The sequence below is a fragment of the Enterococcus sp. PF1-24 genome (assembly GCF_029893325.1).
In the GTDB taxonomy this organism is placed as follows: Bacteria; Bacillota; Bacilli; order Lactobacillales; family Enterococcaceae; genus HY326.
The window spans coordinates 54,207-73,220 of record NZ_JARXWL010000006.1 but is presented as its reverse complement, the minus strand read 5'-3'; the positions used below and the strand labels follow the sequence as shown (position 1 = coordinate 73,220).

At 36.6% G+C, this 19,014-nt stretch carries 13 protein-coding genes; 2 read left to right on the top strand and 11 right to left on the bottom strand.

The genetic code is table 11. From position 1 onward, the window contains the following. Nucleotides 1-9: 9 nt before the first annotated feature. The 6 genes from M2139_RS04225 to M2139_RS04200 all read right to left on the bottom strand — a co-directional run bounded on the left by M2139_RS04225 (nucleotide 10) and on the right by M2139_RS04200 (nucleotide 11,017). The gene (locus tag M2139_RS04225; RefSeq protein ID WP_280737542.1) at nucleotides 10-408 is read right to left on the bottom strand and encodes a Spx/MgsR family RNA polymerase-binding regulatory protein; all 399 of its coding nucleotides are present in this window, start codon (nucleotides 406-408) and stop codon (nucleotides 10-12) included. A 289-nt stretch (nucleotides 409-697) separates the two neighbouring features. Next, nucleotides 698-2,416 carry an ABC transporter ATP-binding protein gene (locus tag M2139_RS04220; protein WP_280737543.1) on the bottom strand — a complete coding sequence of 573 codons (1,719 nt, stop codon included), beginning with the start codon at nucleotides 2,414-2,416 and terminating at the stop codon, nucleotides 698-700. A gap of 333 nt (nucleotides 2,417-2,749) precedes the next feature. After that, complete coding sequence (locus tag M2139_RS04215; RefSeq protein ID WP_280737544.1) at nucleotides 2,750-5,935, bottom strand: DEAD/DEAH box helicase; 3,186 nt, start codon at nucleotides 5,933-5,935, stop codon at nucleotides 2,750-2,752. Nucleotides 5,936-5,999: 64 nt separating this feature from the next. Then, nucleotides 6,000-9,128, bottom strand: a complete 3,129-nt coding sequence (locus M2139_RS04210; protein ID WP_280737545.1) for an SMC family ATPase — start codon at nucleotides 9,126-9,128, stop codon at nucleotides 6,000-6,002. Nucleotides 9,129-9,130: 2 nt separating this feature from the next. After that, on the bottom strand, nucleotides 9,131-10,255 hold the full coding sequence (locus M2139_RS04205; RefSeq protein WP_280737546.1) for an exonuclease SbcCD subunit D: 1,125 nt from the start codon (nucleotides 10,253-10,255) through the stop codon (nucleotides 9,131-9,133). Nucleotides 10,256-10,399: 144 nt separating this feature from the next. Further along, the gene (locus tag M2139_RS04200) at nucleotides 10,400-11,017 is read right to left on the bottom strand and encodes a 1-acyl-sn-glycerol-3-phosphate acyltransferase (protein WP_280737547.1); all 618 of its coding nucleotides are present in this window, start codon (nucleotides 11,015-11,017) and stop codon (nucleotides 10,400-10,402) included. A 236-nt stretch (nucleotides 11,018-11,253) separates the two neighbouring features. Between M2139_RS04200 and M2139_RS04195 the strand changes: the two genes are divergently transcribed. Both M2139_RS04195 and M2139_RS04190 read left to right on the top strand, forming a co-directional pair. Continuing rightward, nucleotides 11,254-11,991 carry a tRNA1(Val) (adenine(37)-N6)-methyltransferase gene (locus M2139_RS04195; RefSeq protein WP_280737548.1) on the top strand — a complete coding sequence of 246 codons (738 nt, stop codon included), beginning with the start codon at nucleotides 11,254-11,256 and terminating at the stop codon, nucleotides 11,989-11,991. Continuing rightward, entirely contained in the window at nucleotides 11,981-12,259 is a 279-nt protein-coding gene (locus tag M2139_RS04190; protein ID WP_280737549.1) for a GIY-YIG nuclease family protein, read from the top strand. Before M2139_RS04195 ends, M2139_RS04190 begins: the two co-directional genes overlap by 11 nt. 49 nt (nucleotides 12,260-12,308) lie before the next feature. Here M2139_RS04190 and M2139_RS04185 read toward each other — a convergent pair whose 3' ends face one another. The 5 genes from M2139_RS04185 to M2139_RS04165 all read right to left on the bottom strand — a co-directional run bounded on the left by M2139_RS04185 (nucleotide 12,309) and on the right by M2139_RS04165 (nucleotide 18,993). After that, complete coding sequence (locus tag M2139_RS04185) at nucleotides 12,309-14,498, bottom strand: acyltransferase family protein (RefSeq protein WP_280737550.1); 2,190 nt, start codon at nucleotides 14,496-14,498, stop codon at nucleotides 12,309-12,311. Nucleotides 14,499-14,757: 259 nt separating this feature from the next. Then, a complete protein-coding gene (locus M2139_RS04180; RefSeq protein WP_280737551.1) occupies nucleotides 14,758-16,038 on the bottom strand; it encodes an ABC transporter substrate-binding protein in 1,281 nt (426 codons plus the stop codon). A 41-nt stretch (nucleotides 16,039-16,079) separates the two neighbouring features. Then, nucleotides 16,080-17,180 (bottom strand): glycoside hydrolase family 172 protein, encoded by a 1,101-nt coding sequence (locus M2139_RS04175; protein ID WP_280737552.1) that lies wholly within the window; start codon nucleotides 17,178-17,180, stop codon nucleotides 16,080-16,082. Nucleotides 17,181-17,251: 71 nt separating this feature from the next. Then, the gene (locus M2139_RS04170) at nucleotides 17,252-18,073 is read right to left on the bottom strand and encodes a carbohydrate ABC transporter permease (RefSeq protein ID WP_280737553.1); all 822 of its coding nucleotides are present in this window, start codon (nucleotides 18,071-18,073) and stop codon (nucleotides 17,252-17,254) included. After that, complete coding sequence (locus M2139_RS04165) at nucleotides 18,070-18,993, bottom strand: sugar ABC transporter permease (RefSeq protein ID WP_280737554.1); 924 nt, start codon at nucleotides 18,991-18,993, stop codon at nucleotides 18,070-18,072. The genes M2139_RS04170 and M2139_RS04165 overlap by 4 nt, the downstream gene beginning before the upstream one ends. Nucleotides 18,994-19,014: the final 21 nt, after the last annotated feature.

Below are 19,014 nucleotides of genomic sequence, written 5' to 3'. Positions count from 1 at the left end.
CATGCCTAATTATAAGCCTGCCATCAATTGTGCTCGACGCAACTCCATCTGTCTAACGTCTCTAGGTAAAAAGCGACGAATTTCATCTTCATTGAAGCCAACTTGTAACTTCTTATCATCAACTAAAAGCGGTCTTCTTAATAGTCCTGGGTTTTCTTGAACGAGTTTCAATAGTTCTTTTAAAGGTAAATCATCAAGATTTACTTTCAGTTTTTGAAAAACTTTAGAACGAGTAGAAATAATGTCCTCAGTACCATTCTCAGTCATTGTCAAAATATGAGTCAACTCATCAATATCTAAAGGGTCGGAAAAAACATTTCTCTCAACAAAAGGAATCTCATGTTCTTGCAGCCAAGCACGTGCTTTGCGACAAGAGGTACAACTAGGAGATGTAAACAAAGTTAACATCGTACTTCACTCCCTTTTCGTGAATCCTATTACTTTTCCAAACAACTTTCGCTGTTTTGGCGTCTGTTGTTATTATACCTAAAATAGGCCATAAAAGCTAGCCTATTAAATAATTATTTTTTCTAAAAAAAGCAGTTAAAGGCTTAAATTTGTTCATCTCTTTTTCTAAAAAATAGCAAAACCAGAATTTTTATAAGCCACCCTTTTTACCTATACAATAGTAAAAAAACTGTATTATTATTTAGTAAAATCTGTTTATCAATCGCTAACTTTCATAGCAAATTAAAAATTAACTGAAACGAAACTGGGCATCATACAATTTACGGTAGTGTCCTTTTTTAGCCATTAATTCTTCATGAGTGCCTTCTTCCAGAATCCCCGCTTCACTCACTACAATAATCCGCGTGGCATGTTTAATCGTCGCTAAACGATGAGCAATAATTAAAGTCGTTCTGCCTGCTGCTAAGGAATTTAAAGACTCTTGAATGACTTGTTCTGTTTCTGTATCTAAAGCTGAAGTAGCTTCATCTAAAATTAGAATCGGTGGATTTTTTAAAAACATGCGGGCAATCGCCACTCGTTGCTTTTGACCACCAGATAATTTCACGCCACGCTCACCAATTACGGTATCTAAACCTTCACTCATATTTTCAATAACCGCTTCTAAATGGGCTAATTTCACTGCTTGCAAGATTTCCGATTCTGTCGCATCTAATTTACCGTAAGCAATATTTTCACGAATACTGCCAGGAAATAAAAAGACATCTTGCTGAACAGTCCCGATTTGACTTCGCAAAGAAGCCAACGTCATCTCTTTAATATTGATGCCATCAATCGTGATTTTCCCTTCAGTCACTTCATAAAAGCGGGGTAATAAATTGCAAAGAGTCGTTTTCCCAGAACCGCTTTGACCAACAAAGGCGACGGTTTCCCCTTGATGAATTTCTAAATTTAAGTTGCTTAAAACTTTTCTAGAATCAGCATATGCAAAGGAAACTTGGTTATAAACGATTTCTCCATTTAGGTGCTCCACAACTTGCGCATCGGCAGCATCAACAATTGTTGAAGGTCGGTCAATTTCATCAATAAAGCGTTTAAAACCAGCAATTCCTTTAGGATAACTTTCAATCATATTGTTGACTTTTTCAATCGGTCGCACAAAAACATTTGCCAATAAAATAAAAGCCACAAACTGACCACTAGTAATTTCTCCTGAAATAACATAATAAGCCCCAAAGATTAAGGTAAATAAATTAATTAAGCGAATCATTAAATAGTTAAAAGAAGAACTATACCCCATAATTTTATAAAATAAAATTTTTGATTGGCGATACATTTGATTTAACTTTTCAAAACGTTTTTGTTCAAATTTTTCATTGGCAAAAGATTGCGTCACACGAATGCCGCTAACCGTCGCTTCAATTCCTGAATTAAATTCTCCTAAATTATCGTAAATTTGCGTGTTGACTTTAGTCATTTTTTTATTAAAGAAAACCAAGGCAATTGTGATAAAGGGAACCAAAATAGAAGTTGCTAAAGCTAGCTTAACGTGCATTCTCATCATCAATAAAAACGAACCTAACAGCGTCATAATCGTAATAAAGATATCTTCCGGTCCATGATGGGCGACTTCTGAAATTTCAAATAAATCCGTCGTTAAGCGGCTAATTAACTTGCCGGTCTTTTGATTATCATAATATTCAAAAGGTTGCGTTTGTAAATGCTGATACAACTCGCGGCGCATATCAGTTTCCATATTAACTCCCAGCTTATGACCATAGAAAACCACAATATATTGCAGAATAGTATTTAAAATATAAAAACCAAACAAGCCGAAAGCCACCAAAGCCACTAAACGAAAATTCCCTTGCGGCATAATCGTGTCAATCACCTGATTAACCACCACCGGAAAAGCCAACTCTAAAACTCCAGCAATTACCGCACAAGTAAAGTCCAAAATAAATAATTTTTTATACGGACGATAATAACTAAAAAAACGTTTTAACATAAATCCCCATCCTATCTTTAAACTTGGCAAAACCAAGTTCTTTCACAATTTTCACAGTTAGAAAAAATTATAACATAAATTGGCAAGGAAAAGGGGGAAACACCACTTTCTTGAACAATCAGTATTTCATTTTAAGTTTTTCCGATATCAATTTTCTACAAAAATGAAAGAATTCATTTTTGTACTCCACTCTATAAACGAAAGTTTTTAAAGAAAATGTCACCCATCTTTCCAAAAAAATATTTTCAATTTTAGTAATAAAATATATTGATTAATAAAAATATCAAAAAACAAGCAAGAGATTTTTTCCCCCTGCTTGCTTATTAATCAATCTTAATTCTCCGCCCCGATACTTAAAATCGTGCGAATATCGTCTTCTGTCAAACGTTGTAACTGCTCTTCGTCCCCTTGAATGACTTGTTGGAACAATTTACGTTTTTCATTTTGCAATAAGTCAATCCGTTCCTCTACAGTGCCTTCTGCCAATAAACGCCAAACTTCTACCACGTTTTTTTGACCAATTCGATGGGCTCTGCCGGCTGCTTGTTCTTCAACCGCGGGATTCCACCACAAATCGTACAAGATAACGGTATCGGCACCGGTTAAGTTTAGCCCCGTGCCACCAGCTTTTAGAGAAATTAGAAAGACATCTTTTTCCCCTTCATTAAAAGCATTAACCATCTCTAAACGCCGTTTCGGGTTGGTACTCCCTCGTAAATAAAAAGTACTAATCCCCAATTTTTGAAATTCTTCTTCAATAATCGTCAACATAGAAGTAAACTGTGAAAATAATAAAATTTTATGATTATTTTCTTTGGCAGTTACCACTAATTCTTTTAGCTGCTCTAATTTTCCAGAGTCCCCAACATAATCAGGAATAAATAATTTTGGATGACAACAAATTTGGCGCAAGCGGGTTAAGCCCGCTAAAATACCAATCCGATTTTGTTTAAAGGCATTGCTATCCATGCCCGCCACTTGCTCTTGCATTTGCCGCAAGTGAGCTAGATAAACTGTTTTTTGTTCTTCTGTTAAATCACTGTAAATATTCATTTCAATTTTTTCTGGCAAATCATCTAAGACATCGCTTTTTGCTCGCCGTAAAACAAAAGGTCGAATCATTTGCGCAACCATGGCAGTACTTAGTTGATTGAATTTTTCTTTGCTAGGGAAAAAGCCTGGCATGATAATTTGGAAAAGCGACCACAGTTCCCCTAAATTATTTTCAATCGGCGTGCCGCTTAAAGCAAAGCGCTTAGGAATCGTTAAATCCCGCAAGGCTTGCGCTGTTTTGCTGGCACTATTTTTAACCATTTGTGCTTCATCTAAGATTAAATAATTCAATTGGGCTTCTTCATAAATTTGGCTGTCTTGTCGTAACGTCCCGTAAGAAGTGATAAAAACATCCGCGGCTGCTGTTAACAATTGCTGCCGCTCGGCTTTACTGCCGGAAACCACGCAAACTTGTAAACTTGGCGCAAATTTTTTCAATTCTGCCTGCCAATTATAAATTAAACTAGCGGGTGCAACGATTACAGCTCTTAACAACTGATTATCTGTGCTTTCTTTTTCTGCTAATAAATAGGTAATGGCTTGTAAAGTTTTCCCTAAACCCATTTCATCAGCTAAAATCCCACCAAGATGATAGTCACTTAGCATTTTTAACCAACGGAAACCCGTTAGCTGATAAGGTCGTAATTCTGCTTGTAAAGCAGTTGGCAAATCAACCTGATAGTTTTCTGGATGAATTAAATCCAGCGTTAATTGTTGCAAGCTCGGTGCCCAATCAATTGGAATGTCAAAATCTTGTTCTTGCTCTTTCAGAAATAGCGCTTGATATTTAGGCACTTTTAATTCAACAGTATCTTTTTGCAAACGATGACGAAGTTGTTGTAAAAACTGACTGGCTTGCTGGAAACTCTCGGATTCCAAAGACAGTATCTCGCCATTTTTCATAGTATAAAAATTTTCTTGGTTTAGTAAACGCTGTAAAATTGCATCAATCTCATCATCATCAATTCCTGAAATATCAAAATGAATATCCAACCAAGAATCACTTTCCTTAATGGATAGTTGCGGACGAAACTGCTGGGCATCTAAAAATAGTTCTCGTAAAGCTTTAGATAATACTACTTCTCCAAATTGTCTGAAAAACGGCAGTTCTTGCGTGAAAAATTGATATAAAGCTGACCCTTGCGGTAAAGTTTTCGCCATCCCAGTTGCTGTTTCTTGATAACCTAACGCCAAAAAGCGCTGAGCCAACTGTTTTTCTTCTTTAGTATCTCGTAAAACTTTTTTCGTTGTAGGTAATTGTTGATGCTTTTTATCGGTAGAATAAATAGCTGTGCCATAATGGGCATCAATCCGCAAAGTAATTTCGGCTTTTTCACGGTGGAAATACATTTTTAAAGCTAAAGGCTCATCCACCAATTCAGCTAAAATTTCTTCAACCACCGTCACTGTCCCGATTTTTTTAAGCAATGGCACCACTTCTTTAAATAAAGGCAGCAGTTCTGATTTATCATAAGCAATCGCTTGTTCTTTAAACCGTTTCAGCAATTGTTGTAAGGTCAAATAAATTTCTTCTTGCTGATTATCAAAGCTATAAAAATGATTGCCGATAACGCCCCAATGATAATTAGCCAAGTAATAATCAAATAAAGTTTGAAATTTTAACCAATAACCACCGGCTTTACTTTCCACAGAAAAATCCAAAGGGCGTTTATTTTCGCTAAAAGAAATTTTGCGGGTTATTTTTTTATCTAATTTCAATTGCAAAACTCGCAAACGACTCATTTCTTCTAACAATCTGCCACCCTGTTGTGGCGGCAGTAATAAAGCCCGTTTTGCAAATCGGGTACGATCTAAGTTGGCGTTGCTACCACCAAGTTGTTGCGTTTTTGCTAAACCATATAGCTCTAGCAGCAAACCATTGATTTCTTCATCAAAAGCCGAACGGGCTAAGTGAACTTTTTCTTGATTAATTTCATAATTCCCTTCAAGAAACCACATTTCTAAGAAATCATAAATATTTTTAACTACATAAAGTCGCTTCTTATTCGCTAAAAAGCCAACTTTTAATTGTAAACTAAATAAATTTTCTTCTGGGCGGAAAAGATTTTCTGCCACCATCTCCACTTGGCATTCTAAAGCTAAAGCTGGCACTGTTGTCGCAGCTGGCTTTGCTAAAATTCGGGAAAAACCTTTGGTAAAGACTTCTGAACGGGAAGCGATAAATTCAGTAGTTGGTTTATCAATTACTCGCGAAATGCCTTTTTGTTTTAAATACAGTTCAACGGCTACGGTATGCCGACAATACTGATGATCTTGCCAGTAAGCGCAAGTGCACCAATCTTTTTCCAAGGGTGAACCATCAAGACGGACTTCATATAATTTACTTCCCATCACTTCTGCATGCCAAATTCGTTCATTATAATCTGGTTCCGCTGATAAAACGCGGCCTTTTTGTACATAATTGCGGCCTAGCTCAATAATTTTTTCTGGAATTGTCCATTTCAATTTTATCACCTCTTCCTTTAACAAAGTGAGGGAAACCTCATTTTGCTAGCTACTTAACTTTTAACTATAATTGATAGGTAATCTCGCTTTGCCCGCTGCCATTCCCCGTCACTAAAATTTGTTGTGGAATTCGCTCTTTCAACTCGCCGACATGACTGATAATGCCAATCATGCGACCATCGCTTTCAATGGTTTCTAAAGCTTCCATCGCCATATTTAACGACTCTTCATCTAAAGAACCAAAGCCTTCATCAATAAATAGCGCCTCAATTGAAATTCCACCACTTTGATTTTGAATGACTTCCGCTAAAGATAAAGCTAACGCCAAAGCAGCAATAAAGCTCTCACCACCCGAAAGCGTATTGGCACTGCGACTATTTCCGGCATCATCGTCATAAATATTAATCTCTAGGCCAGTAACATTGCGGCGACTACCAATTGCCGTAGAAAGTTCAAACTGATAACGATTCCGTGTTAAAAGCCCTAAACGCTGATTGGCAATTTGTAAAACTTCCTGCAAATAACTTTGCAAAATATAGCGTTCCAAACTGGTTTTCATGGCGTTATCACCATTCATCACTTGACTCAACTCAGATAACTGTTTAAATTCATCCAGTTTTTGCTGATTTTTTTGATAAAGTTGCGTAAAATTAGCCAAAGTTTCTTGATTTTGCGTCAGCTGACTTGCCAATTGATAAATTTCAGCTTGTTGATTTTGCACTTTTTCACGACTCAGCGCTAAAGCTGTTTCAAATTCTGTTAATTGCGGTGGTGCTTTTTGCGTCAGTTGTTCTGCCAACGTTTGAAGCTGTTGCTGATTGAGATTTTTTTGTAATTGATAAGCTTGAATTTCCTGACGCATGCTACTGATTTCTGCAGTATCTTGTAGCCACGCTTGAAGCACCGTTAAATTTCCTGCCATTTCAGCGGTGGCTAATTCTTGTTGTAGCAGTTGATGCTGTTGTTCGCTCGTGCTCTCAGCCGTCTTTAAAGCTTGCAGATTATAAGTTAGTTGTTCCTCTAAGCGAATTTCTTGTTGCTTCAGCTGTGTTGACTCTTCAGCTAACAAGCTCTCTTCTTTTTGGTAAACGCTGATTTCTAGCGTCAATTGTTGTTGTAATTCCGCTAATTCTTGATAAGAGGCTGACACCCCTTGCGCTTGTAAACTACTGATGCCTCCAGCTAAACTAGCTTGTTGTTGCTTCAATTCGTGTTGCGCTAAATCAGCTGACTTTTGTTCTTCAACTAAAACTCGTTGTTGCTGCTGAACTGTTTGCAATTGGTTTTTAGCATCTGCTAATTCCTGCTCTTGCAAAGTAATTTCACTTCGCAACTGTAGCAGGAGGTGCTCGCCTTCAGCTAAGGTAGCGATTGGTGATTGGCTATTTGCTACTAATAAAGTAGTTAACTCTGCTAATAAATTTTCTGCTTCAGCTTCAGCAACTAAAATTTGTTGTACAAGATTTTGCTCTTCCGCCAATAAATGCTGACTTTCAGCCTGCAAAGTCGTTTGTTCTTGTTTTAATTTTTCAAGCTCTTCTTCTAACAAAGCCAGACTTGCTTCTTGCTGTCGAATGCTCTCGCTGGAATAATCAGCCTCTTTAGCAAAAGGTTGCGGATGCTCTAGCGCACCACAAACTGGGCACGGTTCGTCGTCAGTGAGCTCCAAGCTTAAACGGGCAATTTGCATTTTTAACCAGTCATTTTTAACTGCGGTATAAGCAATAGTTTTTGTTGCAACGCTGGCTTCAACCGCGGTCAATTTTTCAGCAGTAGTAGCTGATGCTCTTTTATTTTGCTCAGCCTGTCCTTGAAGTTTTTCTTGCTCTTGTTTTCGCTTGGTCAATTGTTTTAATTTTTCTTGAAATAAAGCTAAAAAATTCGTTGTTTGCTGCAAAGTTTCTCCACCAACAACTATTTCTGTGATAGCTAGTTGTTGCTGGGCTAAAGTATCCTGAGCTTGCTTGTTTTCAGCAATTTCCGCTGCCGTTTTCGCAATGGCTGCGGTAACTTCGGTTAGCTGCTTTTGGTCGGCTGCTAATTTTTCTGCTAATGGCAGCTGTTGTTGTACGGTTTGTAATTGTGACTGACAATTTTGATAGCTTGGTAATTTTTCTTGAAATAGCTGATTTTTACTTTGCCAATCAAGCTGTGCTTGCTGATTTTCATTAATTTCCGTCTGTAAAGTTTGTTGTTTAGCTGTTAATTTAGCGGCTTCTGTTTGGGCTTCTGCCAATTTATCCACTAAAGGCTTTTGCTCAAGCGCCCATTCTAGCTGTTGCAATCTTTGTTCTTGCTGTTTTATTTCAGGTTCTTTCGCCAGTAATTGTTGCTGCTGATTAAGTAAGTCAGCTTGCTGGGCAAAAAGTTTACTGATTTCTTGTGCTTGATAAAAAGCTTTTTCTGCTTGCTGCTCTTGAACTTGCAACTCAGCCAACATTGTTTTGGCAACGGCTATTTTTTCTTGCTGTAAAGTGATAGCAGCATGTGCTTCAGCGATAAATTCTTGGTTAGGTAATTCTGACAGAGCCACTTCACTTGCAAAATTTTCTTGCAACAGTTTTAATTTTTCTTCGGAAGCAGTCCACTCTTTACTGGCTTCTTTCACGCGCTCTTTTAATTTTTCTGCAAAATCACGAAACATTTGCGTACCAAATAATTGGCGTAAAACTACTTCTCTCTCATCACTTTTCGCACTTAAAAACGTGCGGAATTTGCCTTGTGGTAATAACACGATTTGCGTGAATTGCTCGGCAGTCAAATGAACCAACTCTAATATTTGTTGAGCCACTTCACCGTTTTTATTGTATTGACGCAATTCTTTGCCAGCCAAATCCATGACGGTTAAGCTGACTTTAGCAGCTTGTGAACGCTCGCCAGCCCCTCTTTTTTTCATGACAATTTGCTCTGGCATCCGCATCACTTGATAAACTAAATCCTGATGCTCAAAAGTAAACGTCACATAAGTTTCTTCCGTTGGTTGCGCAAAAGCCGAACGCATTTCTTTCCCCGTCCGCAATTTACCAGAAGTTTCTCCAAAAAGAGCATAAGTCATGCCGTCAAAAATGGTCGTCTTACCGGTTCCCGTTTTGCCACTAATTAAAAATAATGTAGCACTACTTAACTGAGAAAAATCAATTTCTTCATCAATAAAGGAACCAAAATTTTTCAATTTCAATCGTAGTGGTCGCATACTTACTCCCTCCCTTGAACTTCTCCTAAAATTTCTTGTAGCCAATTGCTTTGTTGGGTTGTTAACTCATGGTCGGTCATTTCTTCAAAAAAAGTCGTCATTAATTCTTGGGGTTTCAAATCCCGACGTTTCACTTGCTCAGTAATTTTCGCTTGTTCAATTTCTCGACCGTTCTCACGAGTAATACTTAAAATCCGCGGATAAACCTGCCGCAGTTGATTCATCATATTAGGAATAGCGCCTTGGTCCGTTAAACAAATTTCTAAATAATCTTCACGATTGTTATTTTGATAAAAATCCGGATTTAGCAGCTCTTGAAAACTACCTTTTAATTGCCCCATTTCAAACAAAGGGGTTAAAGGCATAAATTCTTTTTTAAAATCTGGTAGGTCCACTAACCACACGCCTTTTTCTTGTTGCATTTCTGAAAGAGAAAATTTCAAAGGCGAGCCGCTATACCGCATTTTTTCTTCTTGTAAGGCGTTACGATTATGCAAATGCCCTAGCGCCACATAATCAAAATTTTGCAGCAAATAACTAGGAACACTATCTAAGCCTCCTACTTCAATTTTCGTTTCTGAATCACTTTTCTCACTACCAGCAACAAAAAAGTGAGCCACTAAGACTTGTTTTTTATCGGCAGCAAACTGCTGCTCCATTTCCGGAACAACTCGCTCTAACGCCTGTGCTAGCGTACGAATACTATCGTCTTGAAAATAAAGACGGGCTGCAATCGGTTCAAAATAAGGTAATAGGAAAAATTGCGTATCTTCGATTTCAACTGGCTGAAAAGCCTGCGCCAATTGAGTATGTAAATAAAAATCCGTCATTTGATACCAACGGCTGCCAGCTGCTAAACGGGTAGCACTGTCGTGATTACCAGAAACTGCTAAAATCGGAATTTTCTCCTGTAAATTGACTTCTTCCACAAATTGATTTAACAATTCAATGGCTTCTAATGGCGGCACAGAACGGTCATATAAATCACCAGCAATCACTAACGCATCAATTTTTTCAGCTTTAGCCAGTGCCACTATATCCGCTAAAATTTTTCTTTGATCCGCTAATAAATCATAACCATGTAATTTTTTGCCAATATGTAAATCTCCCGTATGTAAAAAACGCACTTTCTCCCACCTTCCATAAAAAAAGCCCTTCTAACCATTATAACATTTCTAAATAAATTTATTCAAAGATTAACTAAAGAAAAATAAAGCTTATTGCCTAAAAAACAAGCTAAAAGATTTTCTCTCTTAGCTTGTTCCTTTAAATTATTTTGGTTCGTATTTAAAATTTGGATCAATTTCTGTATCCAGTTGATCAAAGGCCCCTTGCAAGCGCGTTTCAACTTCTGCTAAGCCATCTTTATCCATTTTTTTAATATCACTAATATCAATGGCTTCTCCAAAACGGACAGTAATTCGTTTTCGTTTTAAAACCCCTTTAAAAGTTAAGGGACCTTGATAAACACAAGGAACAATTTTAACTTTCGCCATTTTAGCAATCAGTGCCATACCGCCTTTTAAAGCAGTGGAATGGCGCGTACCACTAGGAAACATAATTAAACTTAAATCAGTATCTTTTAAAAGTTTAACTGGCGTTTTAATGGCGCTCGGGCCAGGATTATCCCGTTTTACTGGGAAAGCATTGGCGTGAACTAAAATATAACGCAAAATTGGATTTTTAAATAATTCTTCTTTTGCCATAAAACTGAACTTCTTCGGCGAAGCGCCTACAGCCATATGAACAGGTTCCCACCAGGTTCGATGAGGAGCGACTAAAATATAATTTTCGTCTTGCGGTAAAGCTTCACGGTTCTCATAATGAGCATTGCCGTTGACGATAAATAAAACCACCCGCGCAACGACTCGAATAAAGCGATAAAACATATTTTTCTTCCTTTTCTTAAAAAGCTGAACCCACAGGCTGAGCTTTTGTATTAAAATCTTAACTATTCCTTAATATGCCTAAAATCCATTTATTTGACAAGTATTTTTTCTAGTAAATAATATTATTATACTCCATAAACATACGGAGTGCAAAAAGAAAGTCTTCAATTCTAGTTGCAGCTTTTTTTTGGTAGAGTATAATAAATCTAGCGAAATTTTTGAAAGAGTAGAAAATAATGAAATTATATCCTAATGAACGTATTGATCAATTATACGCTGATGATGTCAAAATCATTCAAAGCGCCGAAGTTTTTTCTTTTTCCTTAGATGCTGTCTTATTAGCGAATTTTCCACAACTGCCTAAAAAAGGTCGGATTGTTGATTTATGTGCAGGCAATGGCGCTGTTGGTTTATTTGTCAGTAAAAAAACTAGTGCTGAAATTACCCAAATTGAATTGCAACCTCGCTTAGCTGATATGGGGCAGCGAAGTATTCAACTGAATCACTTAGAAGCACAAGTTACTATGATTCAAAGTGATATTAAGGACAGCTTTCAGCATATTAAAGCTGATTCCGTTGATTTAGTGTTATGTAATCCCCCATACTTTAAGGAATTACCCACTAGCAAAAAAAATCCTAATGCTCATTTAGCAATCGCTCGTCATGAGATTGAAACCAATTTAACAGAAGTTGTCCAAATTGCCAGTCGTTTATTAAAAACAAACGGCCGTTTCGCCTTAGTTCATCGCCCGGATCGCTTTTTAGAGATTTTAGATGAGCTGCGGGCACAGCGCTTAGCTCCGAAAAAAATCCGTTTTGTTTATTCTAAAGCCAATAAAGAAGCCAACATTTTATTAATCGAAAGCATCAAGAACGGCAAAGAAGACGGTCTGCGAATATTACCGCCTTTGATTACTTATGATGAACAGGATGACTATCAAGAAGAAGTGCGGGCAATGATTTATGGAAAATAAACAACACTTTTTTTACGTGCTCCATTGTCGCGACAATAGTTATTACGGCGGCTATACTACCGATTTGGCTCGGCGTTTAAATGAACACAATCAAGGAACTGGTGCGAAATATACTCGCCCACAAACTCGGCGACCACTAACGATGATTCACGCGGAAAGCTTCTCAACCCGCAGTGAAGCTACTAAAGCTGAAACAGCTTTTAAAAAATTGACTCGCCCCAATAAAGAACGCTATTTAACAAATCATCAAAATTTAAACGTGTTATAACCTAAAAAGACTGAATGTTGCGCTTATTTCCTGCAACATTCAGTCTTTTTTATTTATCTTTTAAAATAGTTCGGGCAACTAAGCCAGCATAAGCCACTGAACCCGCTTCATTAGGATGCACACGATCTTCATAAAACCATTCGGGATGACTCCTACTGTAATCATGCCAATCAATCAAAGTCAGATTGGCATATTTTTCATTCATCTTCGTCAACATGGCATTTACTTCTGTCTCCCAACGTTGCGTTGGCACATACAAATTCACCCAAAAGATTTGGCGATCACCAAAAGCAGCCATCACCCCATCAAATTCTTCTTCTGAAAAAGGACCATTCGCCCCTAAACTAACAATCACCGCATCACGCAATTGATCTTCTTCTACCAAATTACTGATTAAAGGTGCACTGTCAATCAACTGGCGACCAATATCGCCATCAACCACAATGTTAGGAAAAATATTTTGCAATTCATTGGTTGTTGCTAACATTAACGAATCACCAAAACCAGAAATTTGCATATTAGCTGCGATAGCTAATTTTTCTGGTGGCAACCCATAGAGATTCTCTGGGTCTTCAATTCCAGCAATATTGCTTTGTTTCTCAGCATCTTGCTTTTTACTAGCTTCAGCTAGTTTTTTATTTTCAGCAATTTTCTGTTGCAACGCCTCTTGTTCAACAGAAGCTTTTGTTGGTGCAATCACCAAACCCACCAAACTAAGTACCGTCATAGCAATAATTGGGATAGAAACCAATTGCGTTTTGGAAAATTTCGGTTTTTTGATAAAAACTTTGAAATCTTGCCAAGTCTGGCGATAATCCATATGGCGGAAAGGCTCTTCAATAAAGCGATAAGAAAGTTCACTAATTCCTAAAATCAGCACTAATTCAATAATAATGTGTAAACCTAACAGATTATTAATATTACGAACTTTCGCTTCATAAAAAATCATAACTGGAAATTGATATAAATAAATTCCATAACTCCGTTTACCTAACCAATCAAAGACAGGATTCGTTAACCATTTCCCTAAAGATGCGCCAGGATGCGCCGTAATCGCCACTAAAACGCAGCACACAACGCTGTACAAAAACATCCCGCCATAGTAAACGAAAGTACTGTCGGCCTTCAAAAATAATAGGCCTAAAATCACAATGATTAGCGCAGCAATTCCAATAGCATTTAAAATAGCCCGAGCTTCTTTCGAGATTTTTTCTTTGATTTTATCGCTAGGCCAAACCATCCCTAATGCGCCACCAAGTAGTAAAGAGAACACACGTGTATCTGTGCCATAATAAACCCGGCTTGGATCTACTCCTGGTTTATATAAAATCAACATCAATAAGCCGGAAATAACTGCCAAGCCCGCTGTCGCATAAAACATTTTTGAACGCTTCCCTAAGAAACGCTTCAATAAAATAAAAATTAAAGGCCAAATCAGGAAATGCTGACTTTCAACCGCCAACGACCAAATATGCGTAAATGGTGATTCATTCCCAAAACGATCAAAATAAGAAAGCCCGTTATTAATCTGCCACCAATTATTCACCCACAATAAACTACTAGCAACAATTTGCCGAATGTCTCGCAACAAATTCCGTTGAAACAGAGTCATATAGCTAATCGCCATTAAGAACATTGCCAACAAGGAAGGATATAATCGCTTCATTCGTCGGAAATATAAATTTTTCAAATCAATTTTTTTATTATTATCCCACTGTCGTAACAAACCATCTGTTAATAAATAGCCTGAAACGACAAAAAATATTGGAACTCCTAAATACCCACCTTTCATACTGGAAGGCAATAAATGATATAAAATGACGCCAATTACTGCGACTGAACGCACGCCGTTCAAGCCAGTGATATAACGCCTTTTAAGAGTTTCATCCTCTTTATCTTTCTTCTTTTTCTTTTCGGTATCAGTGTCTTCTTCTGCTTCTTCGGAAACTTCTTCTTTGTCTTTTTCTTCTGAACTTACTTTATCAGTTTCTTGCTCTTCAGGTGGAGCTTCTGCTACCTGATTTGCTATTTCTTCTTGTTTTTCTTTTTCTGCAGCTGCTTCAGCGGTCTCTTTTTCAATTAACTCTTGCCTTTTTCTACGACCTTCTTCTAAACTTTTTTCTATCATTTCTTTAAAACTGGCTAATTCTTGTGAACCAGTTGCTACTTTTTCAGTTGTATTTTCATCTATAGATAACGCGGAATCGCGGTGATCATCCTCTTTAATATTTTTTGTCATTATATTTTCAATCCTTCTATGAATATACTAGTTATGTTACGTGGATTTGCTTGAAAAAGCAAGCTGAAACTTCACTTATTCTGATAATTAACAAAATTTTTCTAGTCCCACTTTTTATTACTAATTTTCTTTGCGGGGAAAGTGTAAATCCGTAACTATACAAGTGTTATTTTATGCAACTATATCGCCAAAAATCAGCAGTAAAAAAGGAACGGATCTCTCCGTTCCTCAAAAAAACATTAAAATTTTGATAGTAAACTTATAAATCACCTTCATAGTCTGCGATAAATTCCGTCAGTTTTTCATGTGCTTTCTTAGCTGCTTCTTCGGGAGAACTTCCAAATAGAGCATCTTGAATCATGTCACCGATAATATCACTTACTTCTGAAGGTAAAGACGATTCAGGGCGTTCTGTACCATAAATATTTTCTGTTATTTCTTTTGCTAGATTTTGTTGATAGTCGGCTTCACCTTTTTCTACAACACTTTTTCGTGGAGAATATGAGAATTTCGCTTCAGTATTCCACTTCAAACTATTTTCTCCAGATTCATCTAAAAACATGTATTTTATAAATTCTGCTGCTTCTTTAGGATGTTTACTTTGATTATTAACTACAAAGCTCCAACCACCAGCAACCGTTACATCTTTCGCATCATCATCTGGTTTGGGCAAAGGAACAACACCAATATTTCGGTCTTTATACTCATCGTTAAGTGCTCTAATTCCTACTGTTCCACCAATCCATAGTGCAGTTTCATCATCTCCTAAGATGCCTACATCGCCTGCACCTCGCGAAGGTTTAATATTAGCACTACCATTATCAATAAATTCTCTCCAAAATGTTAAAGCTTTTATAACTTCTGGAGAATCCAAATTTGATTTGCCATCAACAATATAGTCGCTACCTTGTTGCCACAAAAAAGGCATCATTAAAAAGTTTTGAAAAGCACCTTTATTAACTTCGAAAGTCAGTCCCGAACGGTCATTCGTTGTTAGTTTTTTTGCAGCAGTAAGTAACTCATCCCAAGTAGTAGGGGGAGCTATATTCTGTTCAGCTAGCAAATCAATATCATAAAATAGTGCAACTAAATCTTGTTCGGTTGGTACTGCTATAATTTGCCCTTTTTCATCTGTTACCGCCTCAATTGACGCCGGTGAGTAATCAGCTCGTACGGTTTCAGAAAAAATATCATCTAATGAATATAAAACACCGGCAGTTTTAAAACTACCTATGGTTCCTGGACTAGCAACAAAAATGTCAGGTCCTTCGCCAGAAGCAAATGCTGTTGCCAATTTTGTTCCCATATAATCATCAACGGGTATATTACTGTCGACAATCTTGATATGTGGGTTCTGTTCTTCAAACTCAGCAATTCTTTTTTTGAAAAACTTATCTTCTCCACCATCTTTCGACCAAAAATGCCAAAATTGTAATTCAATTTGTTCATTATTTGAAGCTTCTTCCTTTTTTCCACAAGCAGTAAAGCAGATACTCACAACGCTTAATAAAAAAATGAACCAAAAGACTTTCTTTTTCAATAGGATACGCCTCTTTTCTTTTTTGAAAACAATTTATTTAACTAATAATTAAAGAAATTTTCGGTTTCGCTAGCATGTGGAGCAACAATATCAGGTAATGGTAGGCGTTCTTCGACCGGTAGAATATCATTAAAAGTTTGATGTGGTTCTGTTTGATACCAATAAGCAGTACTACTGTAATCATCACTTCGATGATTATTATGACCATGTTCAATCGTTACTTTGATCGATTTTTCAAACATAACTGGATCTTCAATATGATAACGATATGTCGAAATTTTACCACCCCAATTGGCATCACCACCTAATAATAAACCAAAGTAAGGACTTTGATACTCCTCTGTAGGACACCATGCTGTATTAAAATAATCCTCAGTTCCCGTTCCGTGAAGGGAAGGCGGCCAGGTCTCACCATCAATAAAAATCATATCATCGCCTTCACCGTACCAATTCCAATTGTTAGTAAATCGAAGATTATGAATATTTAAATTGCAGCCAATGTAATGTCCTTTTCCTTCCGTTTCTAATAAAACATAATTATTTTGGCCCGTTGTATTTTTACCACCAAACTCATAAAATGCATTATCCACCTTATCTGAGTCAATACCTTTTGTCACTTCACGATGCCAGTATGCATGGAAACGTAAATTCGTATCTGGAGCATTTTGATATGCTTCATAATCCACATAAAAGTAAAACTTAATTGGTTCACTAGCATTTGATTCAATTTCTATACGTGCCTTCTTCGAAAAAGGCATTGGCAAAAAGCAATTTAAAGCTTGACCACCTTCTGGTCCCATCTGAAAGGGAGCTGAAACATAATTTTTTGTAATACCATGTCCCATTCCAAAAAAATCACCAATCGGAACTTCCACACTCGGTGTTTCTTCATCTTCCCAATACATGCGTAAAATGATTTTTCGATATAAAAACTCTTCCATAATTTCTTCTAAAGGTGCCATGGTCATCCAAATATGGGTAATACAACCTGCTCCCTCTATTAATGCAATATCTTGTCTATCACCTGGGTAAACTTTTAAAAAGTCACGATTACCACCTGTAGTATCATAGCTAGAAACTCGTTTTCTGCTTCCAACTCTTTCCTTACAAATATCTCTCAGTGAACTTCCAAATCCATTCATTATATTTTCTCCTCATTCATTTTATGATATCAAAATCTATTTTGCTATTTTCATCTCAATCAAACTCATACCTATTCCTTCATACCAGAAGTTTTAATACCATCTTTGATATATTTTTGGAATATAAAGAATAGGATAACAGTTGGTAAAGCTGCAATTACTGCCCCAGCTAAAATTAAATTCCAAGCAGTTGTATGTTCTTGTTTAAAATTCGCCATCGCTACTTGAATCACCCATAACTCCTGTTTTTGAGTCACAATAAGTGGCCATAAATACGTATTCCAGTTAGTAACAAAAAAAGTTATTGCTAAAGTAACTGTAATTGGTTTTGAAAGTGGCATATAGATTTTCCAAAAAATTTTGAAATTTGATAAACCATCTATTTTGGCTGCTTCCATTAACGAATCCGGGATATTCATAAAGAACTGTCGATATAAGAAAATGCCATACGCATTAGGTAGAAGTGGCAAAATAACTGCCCACAAAGTGTTCAACAACCCCATTTGTCGTACAATTATAAAAAGTGGAATCATAATAACTGCAAAGGGAATCATCATCGTACTCATGAACCACCCAAAAATCAATTTTTTTCCAGGAAATCGCATTTTCGCAAGAGCATATCCTGCCATAGAGTGAAAAAATAAAGCCGCTATCGTAATTGAAGTCGCAATAATAAATGAATTCAACATACTTCTAAAGAAAAAATCATTATCTAGTACTTCTCGAAAATTATCTAAAGTCAAAATGCTAAAATCTGGAATTAATGACATTTTAAAAATTTCGGAACTAGGTTTTAGAGAACTCAGAATCATTACATAAATTGGAAACAAAAAAACTAGAGCTAATAAAATTGCACAAATATTAATTGTCCATTGTTTCTTTTTACTTCTCATTTAGATGCCCCCTTATCTTCTCCCATAGATTTAAATTGGAAATAAGATAATCCCATAATCAAGAAAAATAGCGCTACTGCCATGGTAGACGAATAGCCAAAATCATACATCGTAAAAGCTTGATCATAGATTCTAAAAACCGTTACTTCAGTAGCTTTTGCCGGGCCACCATTGGTCATAATTTTAATTTGGTCAAAAACCTGAAAAGAGCCAATTGTTGTCACTACTAAAATGAAAACTGTCGTATTTTTAATCTGCGGCATAGTTACGTTAAAAAACTTCTGAAGTGCGTTAGCTCCATCCATTTCAGCAGCTTCATAATACATTTTAGGAACATCTTTTAATGCTGAAATGAAAATCACCATGTTATAACCTACAATTAGCCAGACACCTACCGCAATGACTGCAAATAGTGCTTGATCACGATCCGCTAAAAAGTTCTGATTTTCAAAGCCTAACATTCCTAAAATCTTATTGAAATAACCACGTTTCGGATCATACATAAAAGTCCAAACTAACGCCGCTACTACCGTTGATATTGAATACGGAATAAAGTAAGCCATTCTAGCAAAAACTTCTAATTTTCCTTTTAAGTTGACAGTAATCATCGCTAAGCCTAATGAAATACAGTAAACACTAGGAATGTAAATAATTGCATAAGTCAATGTAGTTTTTAAAGAATTGAAAAAATCTTTGTCTGCAAGTAATCGCTTATAATTATCAAGCCCTGTAAATTGCATATCTGTTAAGCCATTCCATTGATGGAAACTCACATAAATTGCATACAACATCGGAATAAATACGAATATCCCTAAACCTAAAATATCAGGTAATAACATTAAATAAGCGGTAATTGCTTCTCCACGACTTTTACTTTTTGATTTATTTTTAGAAAACATTTTTTCTTTTTTATTAAGCATAACTACCCTCCATTCTTGCTA